The 18341-nt window shown below is 65.1% G+C and carries 15 protein-coding genes and 1 other RNA gene; all 16 read left to right on the forward strand.

Features of this window, described 5'->3' with window-relative positions:
* Positions 1 to 62: 62 nt before the first annotated feature.
* The 16 genes from rnpB (at position 63) to ftsA (ending at position 18319) form a co-directional block, all read left to right on the forward strand.
* Positions 63 to 509: RNase P RNA component class A (gene rnpB / locus VSX60_RS04885), an RNA gene on the forward strand.
* A 509-nt stretch (positions 510 to 1018) separates the two neighbouring features.
* Positions 1019 to 1480 carry a division/cell wall cluster transcriptional repressor MraZ gene (gene mraZ, locus VSX60_RS04890; protein ID WP_327623029.1) on the forward strand — a complete coding sequence of 154 codons (462 nt, stop codon included), beginning with the start codon at positions 1019 to 1021 and terminating at the stop codon, positions 1478 to 1480.
* Complete coding sequence (rsmH, locus tag VSX60_RS04895; RefSeq protein ID WP_327623030.1) at positions 1477 to 2511, forward strand: 16S rRNA (cytosine(1402)-N(4))-methyltransferase RsmH; 1035 nt, start codon at positions 1477 to 1479, stop codon at positions 2509 to 2511. The genes mraZ and rsmH overlap by 4 nt, the downstream gene beginning before the upstream one ends.
* Positions 2512 to 2516: 5 nt before the next feature.
* Positions 2517 to 2873 carry a cell division protein FtsL gene (gene ftsL, locus VSX60_RS04900; RefSeq protein ID WP_327623031.1) on the forward strand — a complete coding sequence of 119 codons (357 nt, stop codon included), beginning with the start codon at positions 2517 to 2519 and terminating at the stop codon, positions 2871 to 2873.
* Positions 2873 to 4609 (forward strand): peptidoglycan D,D-transpeptidase FtsI family protein, encoded by a 1737-nt coding sequence (locus VSX60_RS04905; protein WP_327623032.1) that lies wholly within the window; start codon positions 2873 to 2875, stop codon positions 4607 to 4609. Before ftsL ends, VSX60_RS04905 begins: the two co-directional genes overlap by 1 nt.
* A gap of 109 nt (positions 4610 to 4718) precedes the next feature.
* Positions 4719 to 6167, forward strand: coding sequence for a UDP-N-acetylmuramoyl-L-alanyl-D-glutamate--2,6-diaminopimelate ligase (locus VSX60_RS04910; protein WP_327623033.1), 1449 nt, complete (start codon positions 4719 to 4721; stop codon positions 6165 to 6167).
* Positions 6164 to 7639 (forward strand): UDP-N-acetylmuramoylalanyl-D-glutamyl-2,6-diaminopimelate--D-alanyl-D-alanine ligase, encoded by a 1476-nt coding sequence (locus VSX60_RS04915; RefSeq protein WP_327623034.1) that lies wholly within the window; start codon positions 6164 to 6166, stop codon positions 7637 to 7639. The genes VSX60_RS04910 and VSX60_RS04915 overlap by 4 nt, the downstream gene beginning before the upstream one ends.
* Positions 7636 to 8718, forward strand: coding sequence for a phospho-N-acetylmuramoyl-pentapeptide-transferase (mraY, locus tag VSX60_RS04920; protein WP_327623035.1), 1083 nt, complete (start codon positions 7636 to 7638; stop codon positions 8716 to 8718). The genes VSX60_RS04915 and mraY overlap by 4 nt, the downstream gene beginning before the upstream one ends.
* A 4-nt stretch (positions 8719 to 8722) precedes the next feature.
* On the forward strand, positions 8723 to 10135 hold the full coding sequence (gene murD / locus VSX60_RS04925; RefSeq protein WP_327623036.1) for a UDP-N-acetylmuramoyl-L-alanine--D-glutamate ligase: 1413 nt from the start codon (positions 8723 to 8725) through the stop codon (positions 10133 to 10135).
* Positions 10132 to 11286: a putative lipid II flippase FtsW gene (gene ftsW, locus VSX60_RS04930; RefSeq protein WP_327623037.1), complete on the forward strand. Its 1155-nt coding sequence runs from the start codon at positions 10132 to 10134 to the stop codon at positions 11284 to 11286. The genes murD and ftsW overlap by 4 nt, the downstream gene beginning before the upstream one ends.
* A gap of 233 nt (positions 11287 to 11519) precedes the next feature.
* Positions 11520 to 12614 (forward strand): undecaprenyldiphospho-muramoylpentapeptide beta-N-acetylglucosaminyltransferase, encoded by a 1095-nt coding sequence (murG, locus tag VSX60_RS04935; RefSeq protein ID WP_327623038.1) that lies wholly within the window; start codon positions 11520 to 11522, stop codon positions 12612 to 12614.
* Positions 12615 to 12648: 34 nt separating this feature from the next.
* The gene (gene murC, locus VSX60_RS04940; protein ID WP_327623039.1) at positions 12649 to 14064 is read left to right on the forward strand and encodes a UDP-N-acetylmuramate--L-alanine ligase; all 1416 of its coding nucleotides are present in this window, start codon (positions 12649 to 12651) and stop codon (positions 14062 to 14064) included.
* Positions 14064 to 15023, forward strand: a complete 960-nt coding sequence (gene murB, locus VSX60_RS04945; protein ID WP_327623040.1) for a UDP-N-acetylmuramate dehydrogenase — start codon at positions 14064 to 14066, stop codon at positions 15021 to 15023. The genes murC and murB overlap by 1 nt, the downstream gene beginning before the upstream one ends.
* Positions 15024 to 15168: 145 nt before the next feature.
* Complete coding sequence (locus VSX60_RS04950) at positions 15169 to 16092, forward strand: D-alanine--D-alanine ligase (RefSeq protein ID WP_327623041.1); 924 nt, start codon at positions 15169 to 15171, stop codon at positions 16090 to 16092.
* A complete protein-coding gene (locus VSX60_RS04955; RefSeq protein WP_327623042.1) occupies positions 16080 to 16994 on the forward strand; it encodes a cell division protein FtsQ/DivIB in 915 nt (304 codons plus the stop codon). Before VSX60_RS04950 ends, VSX60_RS04955 begins: the two co-directional genes overlap by 13 nt.
* On the forward strand, positions 16991 to 18319 hold the full coding sequence (gene ftsA, locus VSX60_RS04960; RefSeq protein WP_327623043.1) for a cell division protein FtsA: 1329 nt from the start codon (positions 16991 to 16993) through the stop codon (positions 18317 to 18319). Before VSX60_RS04955 ends, ftsA begins: the two co-directional genes overlap by 4 nt.
* Positions 18320 to 18341: the final 22 nt, after the last annotated feature.

The raw sequence follows: 18341 nt of genomic DNA on the forward strand, positions 1-18341 counted from the left end.
TCCGGCAACGCCTACTGTCTTTCCCATTGACTTCCGTTCCTCGCGCGGACACCTACGGCGTGCCAGTCGGCTGGGCGACCGCTCCCGTCATACGTCGAAAGACGGCGGGGGAGGAAAGTCCGGGCTCCACGGAGAAACGGTGCCGGATAACGTCCGGCGGGGGCGACCCCAGGGAAAGTGCCACAGAAAACAGACCGCCCCGCCTATAGTGCGGCTCGACCCGCGCAAGACGCTCGGCAGCGGAGCCGCAGTATTGGCGGGGTAAGGGTGAAACGGTGGGGTAAGAGCCCACCGCGCTTCCGGCAACGGCAGCGGCACGGTAAACCCCACCGGGAGCAAGACCGAATAGGGACGACGCGGCGGTTCGCCTTCGGGTGATATCGCCAGCCCTTCTCCGGGCCTGTCGTCCGGGTGGGTTGCTCGAGGCGGTTCGCAAGGACCGTCCCAGAGGAATGGTCGCCAGGCGGCTTTGCCGCCTACAGAACCCGGCTTACAGGCCGACTGGCTCTTTCTTTTCTACGTTTCTGGCGAATTTCAGCGCCGCTACCGGCAGTCGCGACCGAACTGCTCCGGTTGAATTTTGGGACGCGCCCACACCGCGCGTGAATTTGTCTGCAATCCTTTGTTTTCGCTGCCTTCGTGAGACTGCGGCCCCCACCCCGGAGGCCCGTCACCAGACTGCGGTGATGCTGTGGGGGCAATGCGTGAAGTTGCCAAAATATCAATATTAATAGGACGTTAAGAGTGATTGTTTAAAAATTGGGCATGTCTTTCAACAGGCGTTGTGTAGGTCAATCCCATTGACGCCCAAGAGTGCCCATGCTATCCGGTAATCCATCATTAGGGGCTCGGTCAGTGCCCCATTTCGAACATCGCAGGCCGGGCCTCGGACGATCCGAGGCTCGCGACGAGTGCTGTATGGCACCCTTCGCCGTGGCGGAGCTGTGTCGGTGGGGCGGCGGGCGAGCGGGGGTCTTGATGGAATGCGAACCGGTCGCTTCAAAGCATTCGCGAACTGATGGACCGGTTTCTCTCCAACTGGGTGAACAATGTCGACGCCAAAGGGCGCGTGTCGGTGCCGGCCGCGTTTCGGCAGGTGATCGCGACGCGCGGCATTCGCGAACTGTTTGCCATGCGCAGTCTCGGTCAGCCGGTGATGGATGTCGGCGGTCCCGATCTCCTGGAGCGTTTCGAGCGGCAGATGGATGCGACCAGCCCGTTCAGCGAAACGTTTCAGGATTTGTCGGTCTTCGCTTTCGGCGACGGGATGTATCTGAAATTCGACAGCGAGGGGCGGATCACCATGACCGACTTCGTGCGTTCGCATACGGGGATCACCGATCAGGTGGCCTTCGTGGGTGCCCGCGATTTCTTCCAGCTTTGGGAGCCGTCGCGGTTCGAGGCGTACCGGGCCGAAGCGAGGGCGCGTCTTTTGGCGGCGCGTGGTTCGGTCGGCACGTCAGCGGGATCACCGGAATGATGGCGGGCAACGGCGGGGGCGAGGATCCTGTCGTTGGCGGACCGGCTCGTCATGTTCCGGTGCTTCTCGACGAGGTTCTGGCGGCACTTGCCCCGCAGCCGGGCGAGACGATCGTCGACGGCACCTTCGGCGCGGGCGGCTATACGCGTGCCATTCTGGATAGCGGTGCCAGTGTCGTGGCCATCGACCGCGACCCTTCGGCGGTGGCGACCGGACGCAGGCTCGCCGAAAATTACAACGGCCGGATGACGATGGTCGAGGGACGCTTCGGCGACCTTGAGACGATCGTTGAAAATCATGGCGGCGCCGTCGACGGCATTGTGCTCGACATCGGCGTGTCGTCGATGCAGATCGACGCGGCAGAGCGCGGCTTTTCCTTCCAGAAGGACGGACCCCTCGATATGCGTATGGGCGCATCCGGGCCGACCGCCGCTGACGTCGTCAACCGGCTGAAGCTGGGCGATCTGGCGCGCGTTCTCGGATTCCTGGGCGAAGAGAAGCAGGCGGGGCGCGTTGCGCGGGCGATCGAGGCGCGCAGGGCGGAAAAGCCGTTCACCCGGACCCTCGATCTTGCCGCGGTCATCGGTCGGGTAGTGGGGCGCTCGCCCAAGGACCGGATCGATCCCGCAACCCGCAGTTTTCAAGGGCTACGTATCTTCGTCAATGACGAACTGGGCGAGCTCGCTCGCGCATTGGTCGCGGCCGAGCGGGTGCTGAAGCCCGGCGGTCGTCTCGTTGTCGTGACCTTCCATTCGCTCGAGGATCGCATCGTCAAGCGCTTCCTGCGCGATCGCTCGTCGCCGCCGTCGGGATCGCGACACCTGCCGGACATCGCTCCCGCCACGCAGACTTTCGAGGCCCGCAACAAGGCGCTGGCCGCCTCCGATGCGGAAGCGGCGCGCAACCCGCGCGCCCGTTCGGCGAAGCTGCGCCACGGCGTGCGGACTGCCGAGGCGCCGCGCGGCGAGAACGACGCGCTCGCTTTCGCCGCCCTGCCATCGCTCGCCGACCTTCCTCAGACCGGAGACTGACAGCCATGTTGAAGACCCTCGACATCGTTCTCATCGCGGTCATGATTTCCGCCGCGGCCTGGACCTACAAGATCAAGCACGAGGCTGAACTGCTCGAGGCGGAGGTCGCCAAGGTCGAGCGCCGGATCGCGCTGGAGCGTGAGACCATCGCCCTGCTCGAGGCCGACTGGAGCCTGCTCGATCAGCCGAGCCGGCTCCAGCGCCTGGTCGACGCCTTCGCGTCGGATCTCAAGCTGCAGCCGATGCGGCCGGATCAGATCGTCGAGCCCGATCAATTGCCTGCCCGGCCGGTGAACTTCCTTCCCGATCAGACCAACACGCTCGGCGGCTATGCCGACAACTCGGAAACGGTGGTCCGGTGATGCGCATCGCAAATCCCTTCAAACGGGCCATACCGACGGCACCGGTGCCGGCGGCTTCCGAGCTCGATGTCTTCGCTCGTCAGGGCCGCCGCCGCGTCGCCCCGACAAATCGCAGCCGCTTCACCATCGCCATTGGCCTCTTCGTGGCCGTTTATGGCGTCATCGGCGGCCGTCTCGTCATGTGGGGTGTCGCGCCGGCCGAAACGGCTTCGTCCAGAGGCGCAAGCGACCTGATCATGGCCGCCCGGCCGGATCTCGTCGACCGCAACGGCGAAGTGCTCGCCACCGACATCAAGACCGCATCGCTGTTCGCCGAGCCCCGGCGCATCATCGATCCGGACGAGGCGAGCGAACTGTTGCTCTCGGTCCTGCCCGATCTCGATCCCAAATGGCTTTATCGCCGGTTGGCCAGCGAGGCCGGCTTCATCTGGCTACGGCGCGAGCTGACGCCGGGCCAGCAGCAAGCGATCCTCGACCTCGGCATTCCCGGCATCGGATTTCGCACCGAAAAACGCCGCTTCTATCCCGGCGGCAGCACGGCGGGCTTCATCGTCGGGACTGTCAATGTCGACAATCAGGGCATTGCCGGGATGGAGAAATACGTCGACGACGCGGGCTACCGCGCGTTGCAGAACACCGGCCTGGCCGTCGACACCGATTTGCAGCCGATGCGGCTGTCGATCGATCTGCGCGTCCAGCACATCGTGCGCGACGAGGTCGCGGCGGCCATGAAGCGCTACCGGGCGATCGCGGCCGGCGGCGTCGTTCTGGATGTCGAGACGGGCGAAGTCATCGCCATGACCTCGCTGCCCGACTACGACCCCAACGAGCCGAAGCAGGCGCTCGAAAAGGATCGCATGAACCGCATGTCGGCGGGCCTTTACGAAATGGGGTCGACCTTCAAAACCTTCACCACCGCGATGGCGCTCGACTCCGGCAAGGTGAAGATCACCGATTCCTTCGACGCGACGAAACCGATCCGTATCGGCGGCTTTACCATCACTGACTTCCACGGCAAGCGCCGCGTGCTGAGCGTTCCGGAAGTCTTCATCTATTCATCCAATATCGGCACGGCCAAGGAGGCTGAGGTCGTCGGCGTCGCGGCTCACCAGGAGTTCCTGACCCGGCTGGGCCTGCTCAGCAAGATGCGGACCGAACTCCCGGAAGTGGCGTCTCCGACCCAACCCAAGGAATGGAAGCAGATCAACTCGATCACGATTTCCTTCGGTCACGGCGTCTCGACGACGCCGCTCCAGACAGCGGTGGCCGCGGCCGCGCTGATGAACGGCGGCAAACTGATCCCGCCGACCTTCCTGCCCCGCACCCGCGAAGAGGCGGAGGCCGTTGCAACACGGGTGGTCTCGCAAAAGACCAGCGACCAGATGCGCTATCTCTTCCGCCTCAACGTCGCCGACCAACGCGGTTCCGGCAACCGAGCCGACGTGCCCGGCTACAAGGTCGGCGGCAAGACCGGCACGGCCAACAAGGTGGTCAACGGCCGCTACTCCGACACCAAGAAATTCAACGCCTTCCTGTCGGCCTTTCCGATCGACAAGCCACGCTACGTCGTTCTCGTCGTCGTCGACGAGCCGAAGGCGGAGGAAGGTCAAGTTTACGCCACGGCCGGCATGAACGCGGCGCCGACGGTCGCCAACATCATTCGCCGTTCGGCGACGCTGTTGAAGGTCCGTCCGGATTTCGGCGAGGACGGAAAGTCGCTGCTCGTCTCCTATTAGCAACTGTGAACGTCCAAACCGACCTTCACCAAGCGGCCCGCAAGTTATAGAAGTCCGACGAGTCGGCGAGGGATGCGCCGGCCATTCGGTACAGCGCGGATATTGGTGAATGAAGCTATCCCAACTCGCAGACGGCCTGGCCATGACCGGCGGTGCAGACGATCCGGAGATCGCCGGACTGTCGGCTGATTCCCGCAGCGTCGGCGACGGATTTCTGTTCGCGGCTTTGTCGGGAACCCGGGCCGATGGCGCGCGATTCGTCGCCGCGGCCGAGGCGAGCGGCGCGGTCGCCATTCTCGCGGCGAACGACGCGGCGATCGAATCACGCCTGCCTATCCTGCGTGCTGACGATCCGCGTCACGCCATCGCCGTCATGGCCGCCAGGTACTATGGCGCGCAGCCCGAGCAGGTCGTCGCCGTCACCGGCACGGCCGGCAAGACCTCGATCACCACCTTCGTCCGCCAGATCTGGGCCAGCCAGGGGATCGCCGCCGCTTCGATCGGCACGACCGGCGTCGTTTCGCCGAGACGCGACGAATACGGCACGCTGACGACGCCCGATCCGGTCGCGCTTGCGAAGCTGATGGCCGACCTGGCGGCCGAAGGCGTTACCCACGCGGCGATGGAAGCGTCGAGCCACGGCCTCGATCAGCGCCGACTCGACGGTGTCCGGCTCGCGGCGGCGGGGTTCAGCAATCTCGGCCATGACCATCTGGACTATCACCCCGACGCCGAGTCCTACTTCGGCGCCAAGATGCGGCTGTTTACGACCCTCCTGCCGAAGGGGGCTCCGGCAGTGATCTTCGCCGACGACCGCTGGTCAGGCCGGGCGATCGAGGTCGCAACAGGTGTCGGCGCGAACGTGTTGACCGTCGGGCGAAACGGCGGCTTTCTCACATTGAAAAGGCTCGAGCACCAGCGGCATTGCCAGGTCGCGGAAATCGAGGCCGAGGGTCGTATCCATCGCATCGTCCTGCCGCTGGCGGGCGAGTTCCAGATGTCCAACGCCCTGGTGGCCGCCGGGCTCGCAATCGCCACCGGCGTTGCGACAGGTGCCGCGCTGGCCGCGTTGGAGACCTTGAAAGGCGCGTCCGGCCGGCTGGATCTGGCCGGCACGACGGCTGAGGGGGCTCCGGTCTTCGTCGATTACGCGCACAAGCCGGATGCGCTCGAGAACGTGCTGGCGTCGGTGCGCCCTTTCACCACCGGCCGTGTCGTCGCGGTCATCGGCTGTGGCGGCGACCGCGATCGGGCCAAGCGCCCGATGATGGGCGAAATCGCCGCGCGACTGGCCGATGTGGTCATCGTCACCGACGACAATCCGCGCTCGGAAGACGCGGCGGCGATCCGGGCAGCGATCATGGCGGCGGCCCCTGGCGCGACCGAAATCGCCGATCGCCGCGCGGCCATTCGCGAGGCGGTCCGGCAGGCGCATTCCGGCGACACGGTCGTGGTCGCCGGCAAGGGGCACGAGATTGGCCAGACCGTCGGCGACGTTACCCACCATTTCAGCGACCATGAAGAGGTTCGCGCGGCGATCTCGGAGGCGGGCCGATGAGCGAAGCGCTTTGGGAGACATCCGCCTTGATCGCGGCAATGAACGCGCGACCGGTCGGCGACCTGCCAGCCTCGATCTCTGGCATTTCCATCGATACCCGGACGCTCGGTGAGGGCGAGGCCTTCTTCGCCATCCAGGGCGAGCGGTTCGACGGCCATGACTTTCTGACGGCAGCGACGAAAGCCGGAGCTGCTCTGCATGTGGTCGCAGAGCACAAATTGCCGGCGCTGGGCAGCGTTCAGTCACCGTTGCTGGTCGTCGACGACGTATTGCATGCCCTGTCGCGCCTGGGCGAAGCCGCCCGCGCCCGCTCGAGCGCGAAGATCATCGCGGTGACCGGCAGCGTCGGCAAGACGACCACCAAGGATGCGCTGCGCCACGGCCTTTCGGCGGTCGGCCGCGTCCATGCGAGCGCGGCTTCGTTCAACAATCACTGGGGCGTGCCGCTGAGCCTGGCCCGGATGCCGGCCGACAGTCGCTTCGCGATCTTCGAGATCGGCATGAACCATGCGGGCGAAATTCGGCCGCTGGTCAAACTAGTGCGGCCGCATCTGGCGATCATCACGCTGATCGCCCCCGCTCATCTCGGCCACTTCCGCGACCTTGAGGAGATCGCCGAGGCGAAGGCCGAGATCTTCGAAGGGCTCGTCACGGGCGGCACCGCGATCCTCAATGCCGATGATCCCCATTGTGGACCGCTGGCGACCATGGCCCGCAAGGCGGGCGTCACCGCGATCGCGACCTTCGGCGAGGCGAGCGGCGCCGATTTCGCGTTGGCCCGCTTCGAAACGACGGCTGAGGGCGCGGCGATCGAGGCGGTCATCGGTGGCGAACCGGTCCGGCTGCATCTGACCTCCAGCGGCCGGCACATGGCACAGAATATCCTTGCCGTGCTCGGCGCGGCCAAGCTTGCCGGTGCGGATGTCCAGACGGTGGCGGCGGCGCTGTCGAGCTGGCACGCGGTCAAGGGACGCGGCGCGCGCTCGCAGCTGCCGATGCCGGGCGGCGGTTCGATCGAACTCATCGACGACAGCTACAACGCCAACCCGGCCTCGATGCGAGCCGCGCTCGACGTCTTGAAGGCTGCGGCGGTCGGGGAGGGTGGTCGCCGCATCGCTGTTCTTGGCGACATGCTGGAACTGGGCGAGCACGCGCCGGCGCAGCACGCCGATCTCGCCGCGCCGATCGCCGAGGCGGGCGTTGATCGGGCCTTTCTCGCCGGGGATGAGATGAAGGCGCTCGACGACGTGCTGGAAGGTCGGGTCGACCGCGAATGGCATGACAGCGTCGACGAACTCCTTAAGAGCCTGTTGACGATGATCCGCGCTGGCGACGTCGTTATGGTAAAGGCCTCGAAAAGCATCGGCTTCACCGCCTTGGTGGATAGGATGCTGACGACCTATCCGCCGCAGACATCCACCGGCGCGGCGCCGGTCCCTGACAAGATCGACCCGGCTGGAGCTGCCCGATGATCGCTTATCTCGGCCAGTTCGGCGCCGACTTTCCACTCTTCAATGTCTTTCGCTACATCACATTCCGAACCGGTGCGTCGATGATCACCGGCTTCATCGTTGTGTTTCTGTTCGGCCCGGCGATCATCGCCAATTTGCGCATTCGGCAGGGCAAAGGCCAGCCGATCCGCGCCGACGGCCCGCAGACCCATTTCAAGAAGTCCGGCACGCCAACTATGGGCGGGCTGATGATTCTTTCGGGTTTTCTTGTCTCAGCGATGCTGTGGGCGGATCTGAGCAACCTCTACGTCTGGACGGTGCTGCTGGTCACGGTCGGCTTCGGGGCGATCGGGTTTTACGACGACTATCTGAAAGTGACGAGGCAGAACGACAAGGGTTTTTCCGGCAAGTCTCGCCTGGCTCTGGAATTCCTGATCGCGATCGCGGCGTCGGTCCTGATCGTCTATGCTGGAACCGGCAGTTTCGCCACGTCGCTGGCTTTCCCCTTCGTGAAATCCTTTCTCCTGGATCTTGGCTGGTTCTATGTCGGCTTCGCGGCTTTCGTCGTGGTCGGATCCGCCAACGCGGTGAACTTGACCGACGGGCTGGACGGGTTGGCGATCGTGCCGATCATGATCGCGGCCGCCGCCTTCGGCCTCATCGCCTATATCGCCGGCAATGTGAACTTCTCCAATTATCTGCAGATCCACTATGTCGTCGGCACCGGCGAACTGGCGCCGCTCTGCGGCGCGGTCATCGGCGCCGGACTTGGCTTCCTGTGGTTCAACGCGCCGCCGGCGGCGATCTTCATGGGCGACACCGGCTCGCTCGCCCTCGGCGGGATGACCGGCACGATCGCCGTCGCGACCAAGCATGAACTGGTGCTGGCGATCATCGGCGGCCTGTTCGTCATCGAGGCGCTGTCGGTGATCATCCAGGTCGCCTCGTTCAAGCTGACCGGCAAGCGGGTCTTCCTGATGGCGCCGATCCACCATCATTTCGAAAAGCTCGGTTGGACCGAAAGCCAGGTCGTCGTGCGCTTCTGGATCATCGCGTTCATGTTGGCCTTCGTCGGCCTGTCGACCCTGAAACTGCGGTGAGACGATGATCCCGGCGCGTTCCTTTTCCGGACAATCGGTCGCCCTGTTCGGGCTCGGCAGCTCCGGCCGCGCGACGGCACGCGCGTTGGTCGAGGGTGGCGCAAACGTTGTCGCCTTCGACGACAATCCGGCGAGTGTCGAAGCCGCGCGCGCCGAGGCAATCCCGACGGGCGATCTGCGCGACGCCGATTGGTCGCGTTTTAGCGCCTTTGTCCTATCGCCCGGTGTGCCGCTCACTCATCCCAAGCCCCACTGGACCGTGGAACTTGCCCGCGCCGCCGGCGTCGAGGTGATCGGCGACATCGAGTTGTTCAGTCGCGAGCGCCGCGCGATCGCGCCGACATCGCCTTTCATCGCGATCACCGGCACCAACGGCAAGTCGACGACCACCGCATTGATTGCCCATTGCCTGCGCTGGAGCGGGCGGGACACGCAGTTCGGCGGCAATATCGGCGTCGCCGTAATGACGCTCGAACCGCCGGCGCCCGAGCGCCACTACGTTGTCGAGTGTTCGTCTTATCAGATCGACCTGGCGCCGACGCTGGAGCCCTCGGTGGGCATCCTGCTCAACCTGACGCCTGACCATCTCGACCGGCATGGATCGATGGGCAATTACGCCGCGATCAAGGCCCGCCTCGTCGCCGGTTCCGGTCTGGCCGTCGTTGGCGTCGATGACGCGCCGTGTCGGCAGATCGCCGACGAACTGGAATCCGATGGCAGGACCGTCGTGCGGATTTCGCAAGGGGAATTGCAAGGCCCCGGGGTCGACTTCGACGGTCGGGTTCTCCGGCGCCGCGTGAGGGGAACTGAGGAGGCCTTCTTCGACCTTTCCGCGATCGGTTCCCTGCGCGGTCGCCATAATGCCCAAAACGCCGCCGCGGCGGTTGCCGCCCTGACCGCTGTTGGATTGTCGGGCGCGGAAATTCGCGCGGGTCTGGAAAGTTTCCCAGGGCTGGCGCACCGCATGGAGGAGGTCGGGCGTCGCGGCCGGGTTCTCTTCGTCAATGATTCCAAGGCCACCAATGCCGAAGCGGTCGCGCCGGCGCTCGCGGCCTTCCCGCGCATCCACTGGATCGCCGGGGGACTGGCGAAGGACGGCGGTATCGCGGCGCTGGCGCCGTTTTTTCCACGGATCGCCAAGGCCTATCTGATCGGCGAGGCGGCGCCTGCCTTTGCCGCGACTCTTGGTAAACGAATTCCTTACGAAATCTCCGGTACGCTTGCCATCGCGGTCGAACACGCGGCGGCCGACGCCGAGGCGAGCGAAGGTGCGTCCGGGCAGGAGAGCGTCATACTCCTGTCCCCGGCCTGCGCCAGTTTCGACCAGTTTCGCAATTTCGAAGTGCGGGGCGATGCGTTCCGCGAGGCGGTGGGCGCGCTCGCGGGCATCGAGATGGCGCACAAGGGGGAATCATGACGAGCCGGGTCAAACGAGGCGTGATCAGCGAGTGGTGGTGGGGCGTCGATCGCTGGTTCTTGGCGGCCTTCCTGATACTTCTGGTCGGCGGCCTGGTGTTTTCCTTCGCCGCCAGCCCCCCGGTCGCCGAGCGCATCGGCGTCGAACCCTTCCACTTCGTCAAGCGCCATGCCGCCTTCCTCATCCCAACGGCTTTGGTCATGTTCGGTTGTTCGCTGCTAAGCTCGCGTGGTGTGCGCCGCGCCTCGTTGCTGATTTTGGCGGCGTCGCTCATGCTGATGGTGTTGGCGCTGTTCGTCGGCATGGAGATCAAGGGCTCGCGCCGCTGGATCGATTTCGGTCCGCTCAACATCCAGCCGTCGGAATTCATGAAGCCGGCCTTTGTAGTGATCTGCGCCTGGCTGTTCGCCGAGAAGCAACGCCGCCCCGAGATTCCGGGCAATCTGTTCGCGCTGATCCTGCTTCTCGTGGTCGTCGCGCTGCTCGTGGCGCAGCCCGACCTCGGCCAGACCATACTCGCGACGGCCGCCTGGGGCGGCTTGTTCTTCATGGCCGGCATGCCATGGTTGTGGATCGCGCTGCTCGGGGGCGTCGCCCTCGGTGGCTCTTTTCTCGCCTATGTCGCGTTTCCCCACGTTGCCAGCCGCATCGATCGGTTTATGACCGGCGAGGGCGACACCTTCCAGACCGACACCGCGCGCGAGGCGATCATGCGCGGCGGTTGGTTTGGCCAGGGTCCGGGCGAGGGCACGGTCAAACGCATGCTTCCCGATAGCCACACCGATTTCGCGTTTGCGGTTCTTGCCGAGGAATTCGGCATTATCGCCTGCATGCTGGTGGCCTCGATATTCGCCTTTATCGTGATCCGAGGCCTATCCTCGGCGCTCGCCCAGCGCGATATCTTCGACCGGTTGGCGATTTCCGGTCTGGTGCTGCTCATTGGCTTGCAGTCGATCATCAACATGGCGGTGAATCTGCAATTGATGCCGGCGAAGGGCATGACGCTGCCCTTCATTTCCTATGGTGGCTCGTCGATGCTGGCGATCGCCATATCGGCGGGGTTCATCCTTGCGCTGACGCGGCGACGGCCGGAGAACCGCTCGCATACCGACCGGCTGATGGAGCGGACCTTCCAGTTGCACGCCGCGTGAGGCAAGGGGCGGGGACCGGCTCTAGCCCTTGAGCGCCCGTTTTCGAGCGCTTGAGCGCCCGTTTTCGCTGATACTGTGAGTCGGATGGCTCTCCGCTTTTATCAATCCTGGGCGGAACGGCTGGCGCGCTTTCGCATTGTGTGAGCGAGTTGGTCGCGTTCTCTGCGGTTTTAGCCACACGAAGCAATGGCAACGAGGCCAACTCCGACCCGAAGAGGCGACCTTTTTCCGCAATGACAACGATCCTTCTCTCCGCTGGCGGCACCGGCGGCCATCTCTTTCCGGCCGAAGCCCTGGCACATGAGCTCGTTGCGCGCGGCTTCGAGGTTCATCTCGTCACCGACGACCGTGCCGGCCGTTTCGCCGAGCGTTTTCCGGTCAAGGCCGTGCATCGGGTGCGCTCGGCAACCTTCGCGTCGAAAAACCCGCTCAAGGTCGCATCCGCCCTGTGGACGCTGTGGCGGGGCTTCCGCGAAGCCGGCGATCTGGTGCGTCGTCTGCGACCGGCGGTCGTCGTCGGATTCGGCGGTTATCCGACGGTGCCGCCGCTGATGGCAGCGCTCCGCGCCGGCCGGCCGACGCTGATCCATGAACAGAACGCGGTGATGGGCCGGGCGAACCGCTTCCTCGGCTCCCGCGTCGATCGCATCGCCGCCGGGATTCCGCAGGACAAGGCCGATCCGGCGATCGCCGCAAAGATCACCGTGACCGGCAATCCGGTACGCTCGCCGATCCTGGAGGCCGCGAAGACGCCATACCGGCCGGCCGAGCCGGATGGGCGGTTCAACCTGGTGGTCTTCGGGGGAAGCCAGGGCGCGCAGTTCTTTTCCGAGCGCATTCCCGCAGCCATCGAACGCCTGCCCGAGGAACTGCGAAAGCGGCTGGTCGTCACCCAGCAGGCGCGCAGCGACGACGAGGCGAGCGTACGACGCTTCTATGAAGAGCGCGACATTCCGGCGACCGTCGCGCCGTTCTTCACCGACATGGCCGAACGACTGGGCGCCGCGCATCTGGTGATCAGCCGCTCGGGCGCCTCTACGGTGTCCGAATTGGCGGTGATCGGGCGACCAGCGATCCTGGTGCCTTATCCCTATGCCCTCGACCACGACCAGGCCGCGAATGCCGCCAAGCTCGAGGCCGAGGGTGGCGCGCTGGTCGTGCGGCAGACGGAGCTTTCCGCCGGCCGGCTGGCCGGCCTCATCGCGGAGATTGCCAGCGATCCGCAAAGGGCTTCAACCATGGCCGCGGCGGCGAAGGCGACCGGCATCCCCGATGCCGCGCGGTTGCTTGCCGACCTCGTTGCGGCTATGCCCCGGGCCGGCGATTGAACCGAAATTCTTTATAATACAGGGGGATGCGGCCATGAAAATGCCGCCGAACATCGGACCGGTCCACTTCATCGGGATTGGCGGTATTGGGATGAGCGGCATCGCCGAGGTGCTGCTTAATCTCGGCTACACCGTCCAGGGTTCCGACCAGAGCGAAAACGCCAACGTTCAGCGCCTGCGCGAACTCGGCGTCCATGTCGCCGTCGGCCACGCAGCCGAAAATCTGGGCCTCGCCGAGGTGGTGGTCGTCTCGACCGCGATCAAGCGCTCGAATCCGGAGTTGGAAGCGGCCCGGGAACGGCTGTTGCCGATCGTTCGGCGCGCCGAGATGCTGGCCGAGCTGATGCGCTTTCGCCAGGCGATCGCCATCGGCGGCACCCATGGCAAGACCACCACGACCTCGATGGTGGCGACGCTGCTCGACGCCGGCGGCCTCGACCCGACCGTCGTCAATGGCGGCATCATCAACGCCTACGGCACCAATGCGCGGATGGGCGACGGCGACTGGATGGTCGTCGAGGCGGACGAATCCGACGGCACCTTCCTGAAGCTGCCGGCCGATGTCGCCGTCGTCACCAACATCGATCCCGAGCATCTCGACCATTATGGCACCTTCGACGCGGTGCGAGCGGCGTTTCGCACATTCGTCGAGAACGTGCCGTTCTACGGTTTTGCGGTGATGTGCATCGACCACCCAGTGGTGCAGACGCTGATCTCCGAGATCGAGGATCGCCGGGTCATCACCTATGGCGAGAGCCCGCAGGCCGACGTGCGGTTCGAGAACCTGCAGGTCGAAGGCCCGAAATCCCGCTTCGACATTACCATTCGCGATCGGGTGACAGGGGCCGCCGAGCAGATCGAGAACCTCGTCCTGCCGATGCCGGGCCGCCATAACGTTTCCAACGCGACGGCCGCGATCGCAGTGGCGCATCGGCTGAACATCCCGGCGGACGCGATCCGCAAGGGACTTGATGGCTTCAGCGGCGTCAAGCGCCGCTTCACCCATACAGGCAATGTCGGCGGCGTGGACATCTACGACGACTACGGCCACCACCCGGTCGAGATTCGTGCTGTTCTGGCTGCGGCGCGAGCCTCGGCGAAGGGGCGGGTCATCGCCGTCGTGCAGCCGCATCGTTATTCTCGGCTGCAGGCGCTGTTCCCTGATTTCGCTGCTTGCTTCAACGACGCCGACACGGTGATCATTGCGCCGGTCTACGCCGCCGGCGAAGAACCGATCGGTTTTGTCAGCTCGGAAATCCTGGTCGAACGGCTCAAGCTCGGCGGCCACCGCGACGCCCGCCTGATTGGTGGGCCAGAGGACCTTGCGCCGTTGATCCATGGGATAGCCAAGTCAGACGACATGGTCGTTTGCCTTGGCGCCGGCTCGATCACCCAGTGGGCCTATGCGCTGCCGAAGGAGCTGGCCGCACTCAACGGAGGCGGCCGCTGATGGATGGCGAGACAATGCTGGCAGGGCTCGGCGATCGGCTCAGCGGTGTTCGCGGCAGGCTGACGCCAGGCGCGGGCATGGACAAGATCACCTGGTTTCGGGCCGGCGGCCCGGCAGAACTGCTGTTTCAACCAGCCGACGAGGAGGATCTCGCCGCGTTTCTGGCGGCCTTGTCCGACGAGGTGCCCGTCCTTGTCGTCGGTATCGGCTCTAACCTGTTGGTGCGCGACGGCGGCGTGCCCGGCGTCGTCATCCGGCTGTCGGCCAAAGGCTTCGGCACCGCCGAGGCGATCGGCGAGACGGCGATCCGCGCTGGCGCCGCGACGCCCGACAAACGGCTTGCCGCGACGGCGCTGGAAGCTGGCATCGGCGGGTTTCATTTCTATCACGGCATTCCCGGCGCGGTCGGCGGGGCGCTGCGCATGAACGCCGGCGCCAACGGCGTCGAGACCTGCGAGCGCGTCCGCGAAGTCCGCGCGCTTGATCGCAAGGGCAATGTCCATGTCCTGACAAATGCCGAAATGGGCTATGCCTATCGCCATTCCGATGCGGCGCCCGAGCTGATCTTCACCTCGGCGATCTTTGACGGTTATGCAGCGGACAAGGACGATATCCGCGCGAAGATGGAGGAGGTCCAGGAACACCGCGAAACGGTCCAGCCGATCCGCGAGAAGACCGGTGGCTCGACCTTCAAGAACCCGCCGGGCACCTCGGCCTGGAAGGAAGTCGACAAGGCCGGTTGCCGCGGTCTCGTTGTCGGCGGGGCGCAGATGTCGGAACTGCACTGCAACTTCATGATCAATACCGGCACTGCCACAGGCCACGATCTGGAATGCCTCGGCGAGACCGTGCGTGCGCGGGTGCTCGAGACCTCCGGCATCCGGCTCGACTGGGAGATCAAGCGGCTCGGCCGCTTTGCCGAAGGGCATGTTGTGGAGCCGTTTCTCGGACGGGAGTGAGGCGGTACGAGCCTGTCGGCAGTTGCTATCAGAAACCATCTCCTTACGAAAATCTTGCTTTTGCCACAGTCGGTTAACCGCCGCTTAACCATCCGCCTGCGATGAATGGCCTCTAGCCTCGTTTGAGGAACGGATTGGGCGATTCATGGCCAAGCATGTGGCGGTATTGATGGGTGGATTTTCGTCGGAGCGGCCGGTCAGCCTCGCTTCCGGCAACGCCTGCGCCGACGCGCTTCAGGCTGCCGGCTATGCGGTGACGCGCCTCGATGTCGACCGCGATGTCGCCGACGCACTGGTCAAGCTGAAGCCCGATGTCGCCTTCAATGCCCTGCACGGCCCCTATGGCGAGGACGGCACGATCCAGGGCATCCTCGAATATCTGGCGGTTCCGTATACCCATTCCGGCGTGCTCGCCTCGGCGCTCGCCATGCACAAGGAACTGGCAAAGACCGTCGCCAAGGCGGCGGGCGTGCCGGTAGCCGAAGCCAAGGTGTGTCATCGCCTCGACGCCGCCAGCAAACACGTCCTGTCGCCGCCCTACGTGGTCAAGCCGGTGGCCGAGGGCTCCAGCTTCGGCGTGCTCATCGTGCGCGAAGATCAGGCTCATCCGCCGCAGGAACTCACCAGTGACGAATGGCCTTATGGCGACATCGTCATGGTCGAACGCTTCGTCGCCGGACGGGAACTGACCTGCGCGGTGATGGGCGACGTGGCGCTCGAAGTCTGCGAGATCACCACCGAGGGCCACGTCTTCTACGATTACGACTCCAAATATGCCCCCGGCGGCTCCCGCCATGTGGTCCCGGCGGAGATCCCCGCCAAGGTGGCGCGGCGCATTCAGGAATGGTCGCTCGCGGCGCACAAGGCGATCGGCTGCCGTGGCGTATCGCGGTCTGATTTTCGCTACGACGACCGGTTCGGCGAGGGCGGTGAGGTGATCTGGCTGGAGGTGAACACCCAGCCTGGCATGACCGAGACCTCGTTGGTGCCCGATATCGCCGCGGCCTCCGGCCATTCCTTCCCCGAGCTTCTGACCTGGATGGTGGAGGACGCCTCATGCAATCGCTGACCGCCGACCGCCGTCAGGGCGACGTACGAGGCGGTACGCCCAGCCAGCTGACCTTGCGTGTGCTACGCGCCGGGCGCCGGGCTTCCAGCCTCGCTACCAGCGTCGCGAGACTGCCGATACCGCGTTTCGGGCCGCTCGCCGCCGTGGTGATCGGCTCGACCCTGGTCTACGGCATGTCGGTGGGCGGCCATACGGTGACCGTCATCGACAATATTGCTCAGCCGCTCGGCTTTCCGATCGAAGCGATCGACGTCACGGGCAATTCGGAAACCTCCGAGATCGACGTTCTGCAGGCGCTCTGGCAGACCGGGTCACAGAGCCTGTTTTCGCTCGACCCGGCCGCGGCTCGCCAGACACTGGAAGCGATGCCTTGGGTCGACCGCGCCTCGGTCGCCAAGATCTTTCCCGATCGGGTCAGGATCACCCTGTCCGAACATCGTCCTTACGCCGTCTGGCAAAAGGGGCGTGAGTTCGTCGTGGTCAACCGCGAGGGCAAGGAGATCGTGCCCTTTGAACCCGGCCGCTTCGCCAATCTGCCGATTGTCGTGGGGACCGGCGCGGCCACCCACGCCGCTGCGCTCCTCGACGAACTGGAAGTGTTGCCCGAGCTTCGCGCAAGGGTGAAGGCGTATATTCGGGTGGGAAATCGTCGGTGGGATTTGCGGCTCGAAAACAGCATCGCGATCGAGCTCCCCGAGGATGATCCGGTGGAGGCACTCGCCGAGGTGGCGCGGATGGATCGGGAGAACGGGCTTTTGTCGCGCGATATCGCCGCCGTCGACATGCGGCTCGCCGACCGGATCGTGATCAAGCTCACGCCCGACGCTCTGGTTCGGCGCAATGCCGCTCTGAAGGAGCGGGAGAAAATTTTCAAGCGTAGCCGGAAGGATGACCCGGTATGAGTGTATTTCAACGTGGCCGGGACGAGCTTCCGCGTATCAAGGCGCTGCCGAAGCGCCGTTCGCGGGTCATCTCGGTGCTGGATGTCGGTTCGGAAAAGGTGTCCTGCCTGATTGCTCGGCTGACGCCGCGCGTTGCCAGCGAAATGCTGCCCGGCCGGACCCATACGATCGAAGTGATCGGCGTCGGTCACCAGCGCTCGCACGGCATCAAGTCGGGCGTGGTCATCGATCTCGACGCGGCGGAACAGTCGGTCCGGCACGCGGTCGACGCGGCCGAGCGGATGGCTGGACTGACCATCGAATCGCTCATCGTCTCGGTCACGGCTGGCCGGCTCAAGAGCCTGCGCGGCGCCGCCGAGATCGACATCGTCGGGGAGGTTTCCCAGACTGACGTTTCGCAGGTCCTCGGTCTCGCCGCGAAGCTGCCGCTCGAGGAGCGCCGGGTGGCGTTGCATTCGCTCGCCTTCGATCTGTCGATCGACGGCGAGAGTGGACTCGACAAGGTCGTCGGCATGAGCGGCAACCGGCTGGGCGCGGACATGCATGTGCTGACCGCCGAGGAAACGCCGTTGCGCAATCTCGAGGCGGTCATCAATCGCGCCCGACTGATGGTCGAGGCCTTTGTGGCGACGCCCTATGCCAGCGCGCTGTCGACATTGGTCGAGGACGAGGCGGCGATGGGGTCGGCCTGCATCGACATGGGGGGCGGTGCGACGACCATCGCGATCTTCCAGAATGGTCGCTTCGTCTATGCCGATCAGGTCGCACTCGGCGGCAATCACATCACCATGGATCTCGCCCGCGGCCTGTCGATCCGGCCAGCCGATGCGGAGCGGCTCAAGGTCATGCACGGCTGCACTCTGAGCGAGTTGATGCAGGACGACGACAGGGTGCCTGTCGTGCCGCTCGGGGAAGAGGGCGGACACGACTCCAAATCCACCGTCGCGCGTTCGCTGATCGCCAAGATCATCCGGCCGCGCGTCGAGGAAACCCTGGAGCTTGTCCGCGACCGTCTGGCCGCCTCAGGGCTCGGCCACGTCATCGGCAAGCGCGTGGTCTTGACCGGCGGCGCCAGCCAGCTTGCCGGCATGAGCGATACGGCGCGCAGCATCCTCCAGCGCAATGTCCGGCTCGGACGACCAGTCGGGGTTGCCGGGCTCAATCCATCCAACAAGGGGCCAGCCTTTGCGACCTCGGTCGGCCTGCTGATCTACCCGCAGGTCGCCCATCGCGAGAACACCGGCCAATCGTCGATCGCGGCTTTCGCGCTCGATCAGAACACCAGGACGGGACGTTTCGGATCCTGGCTCCGGCGGAGCCTTTGAGACAGCGCGGCCGGACTGCCGG

The sequence above is a fragment of the Aurantimonas sp. A3-2-R12 genome, from assembly GCF_036016755.1.
In the GTDB taxonomy this organism is placed as follows: Bacteria; Pseudomonadota; Alphaproteobacteria; order Rhizobiales; family Rhizobiaceae; genus Aurantimonas; species Aurantimonas coralicida_A.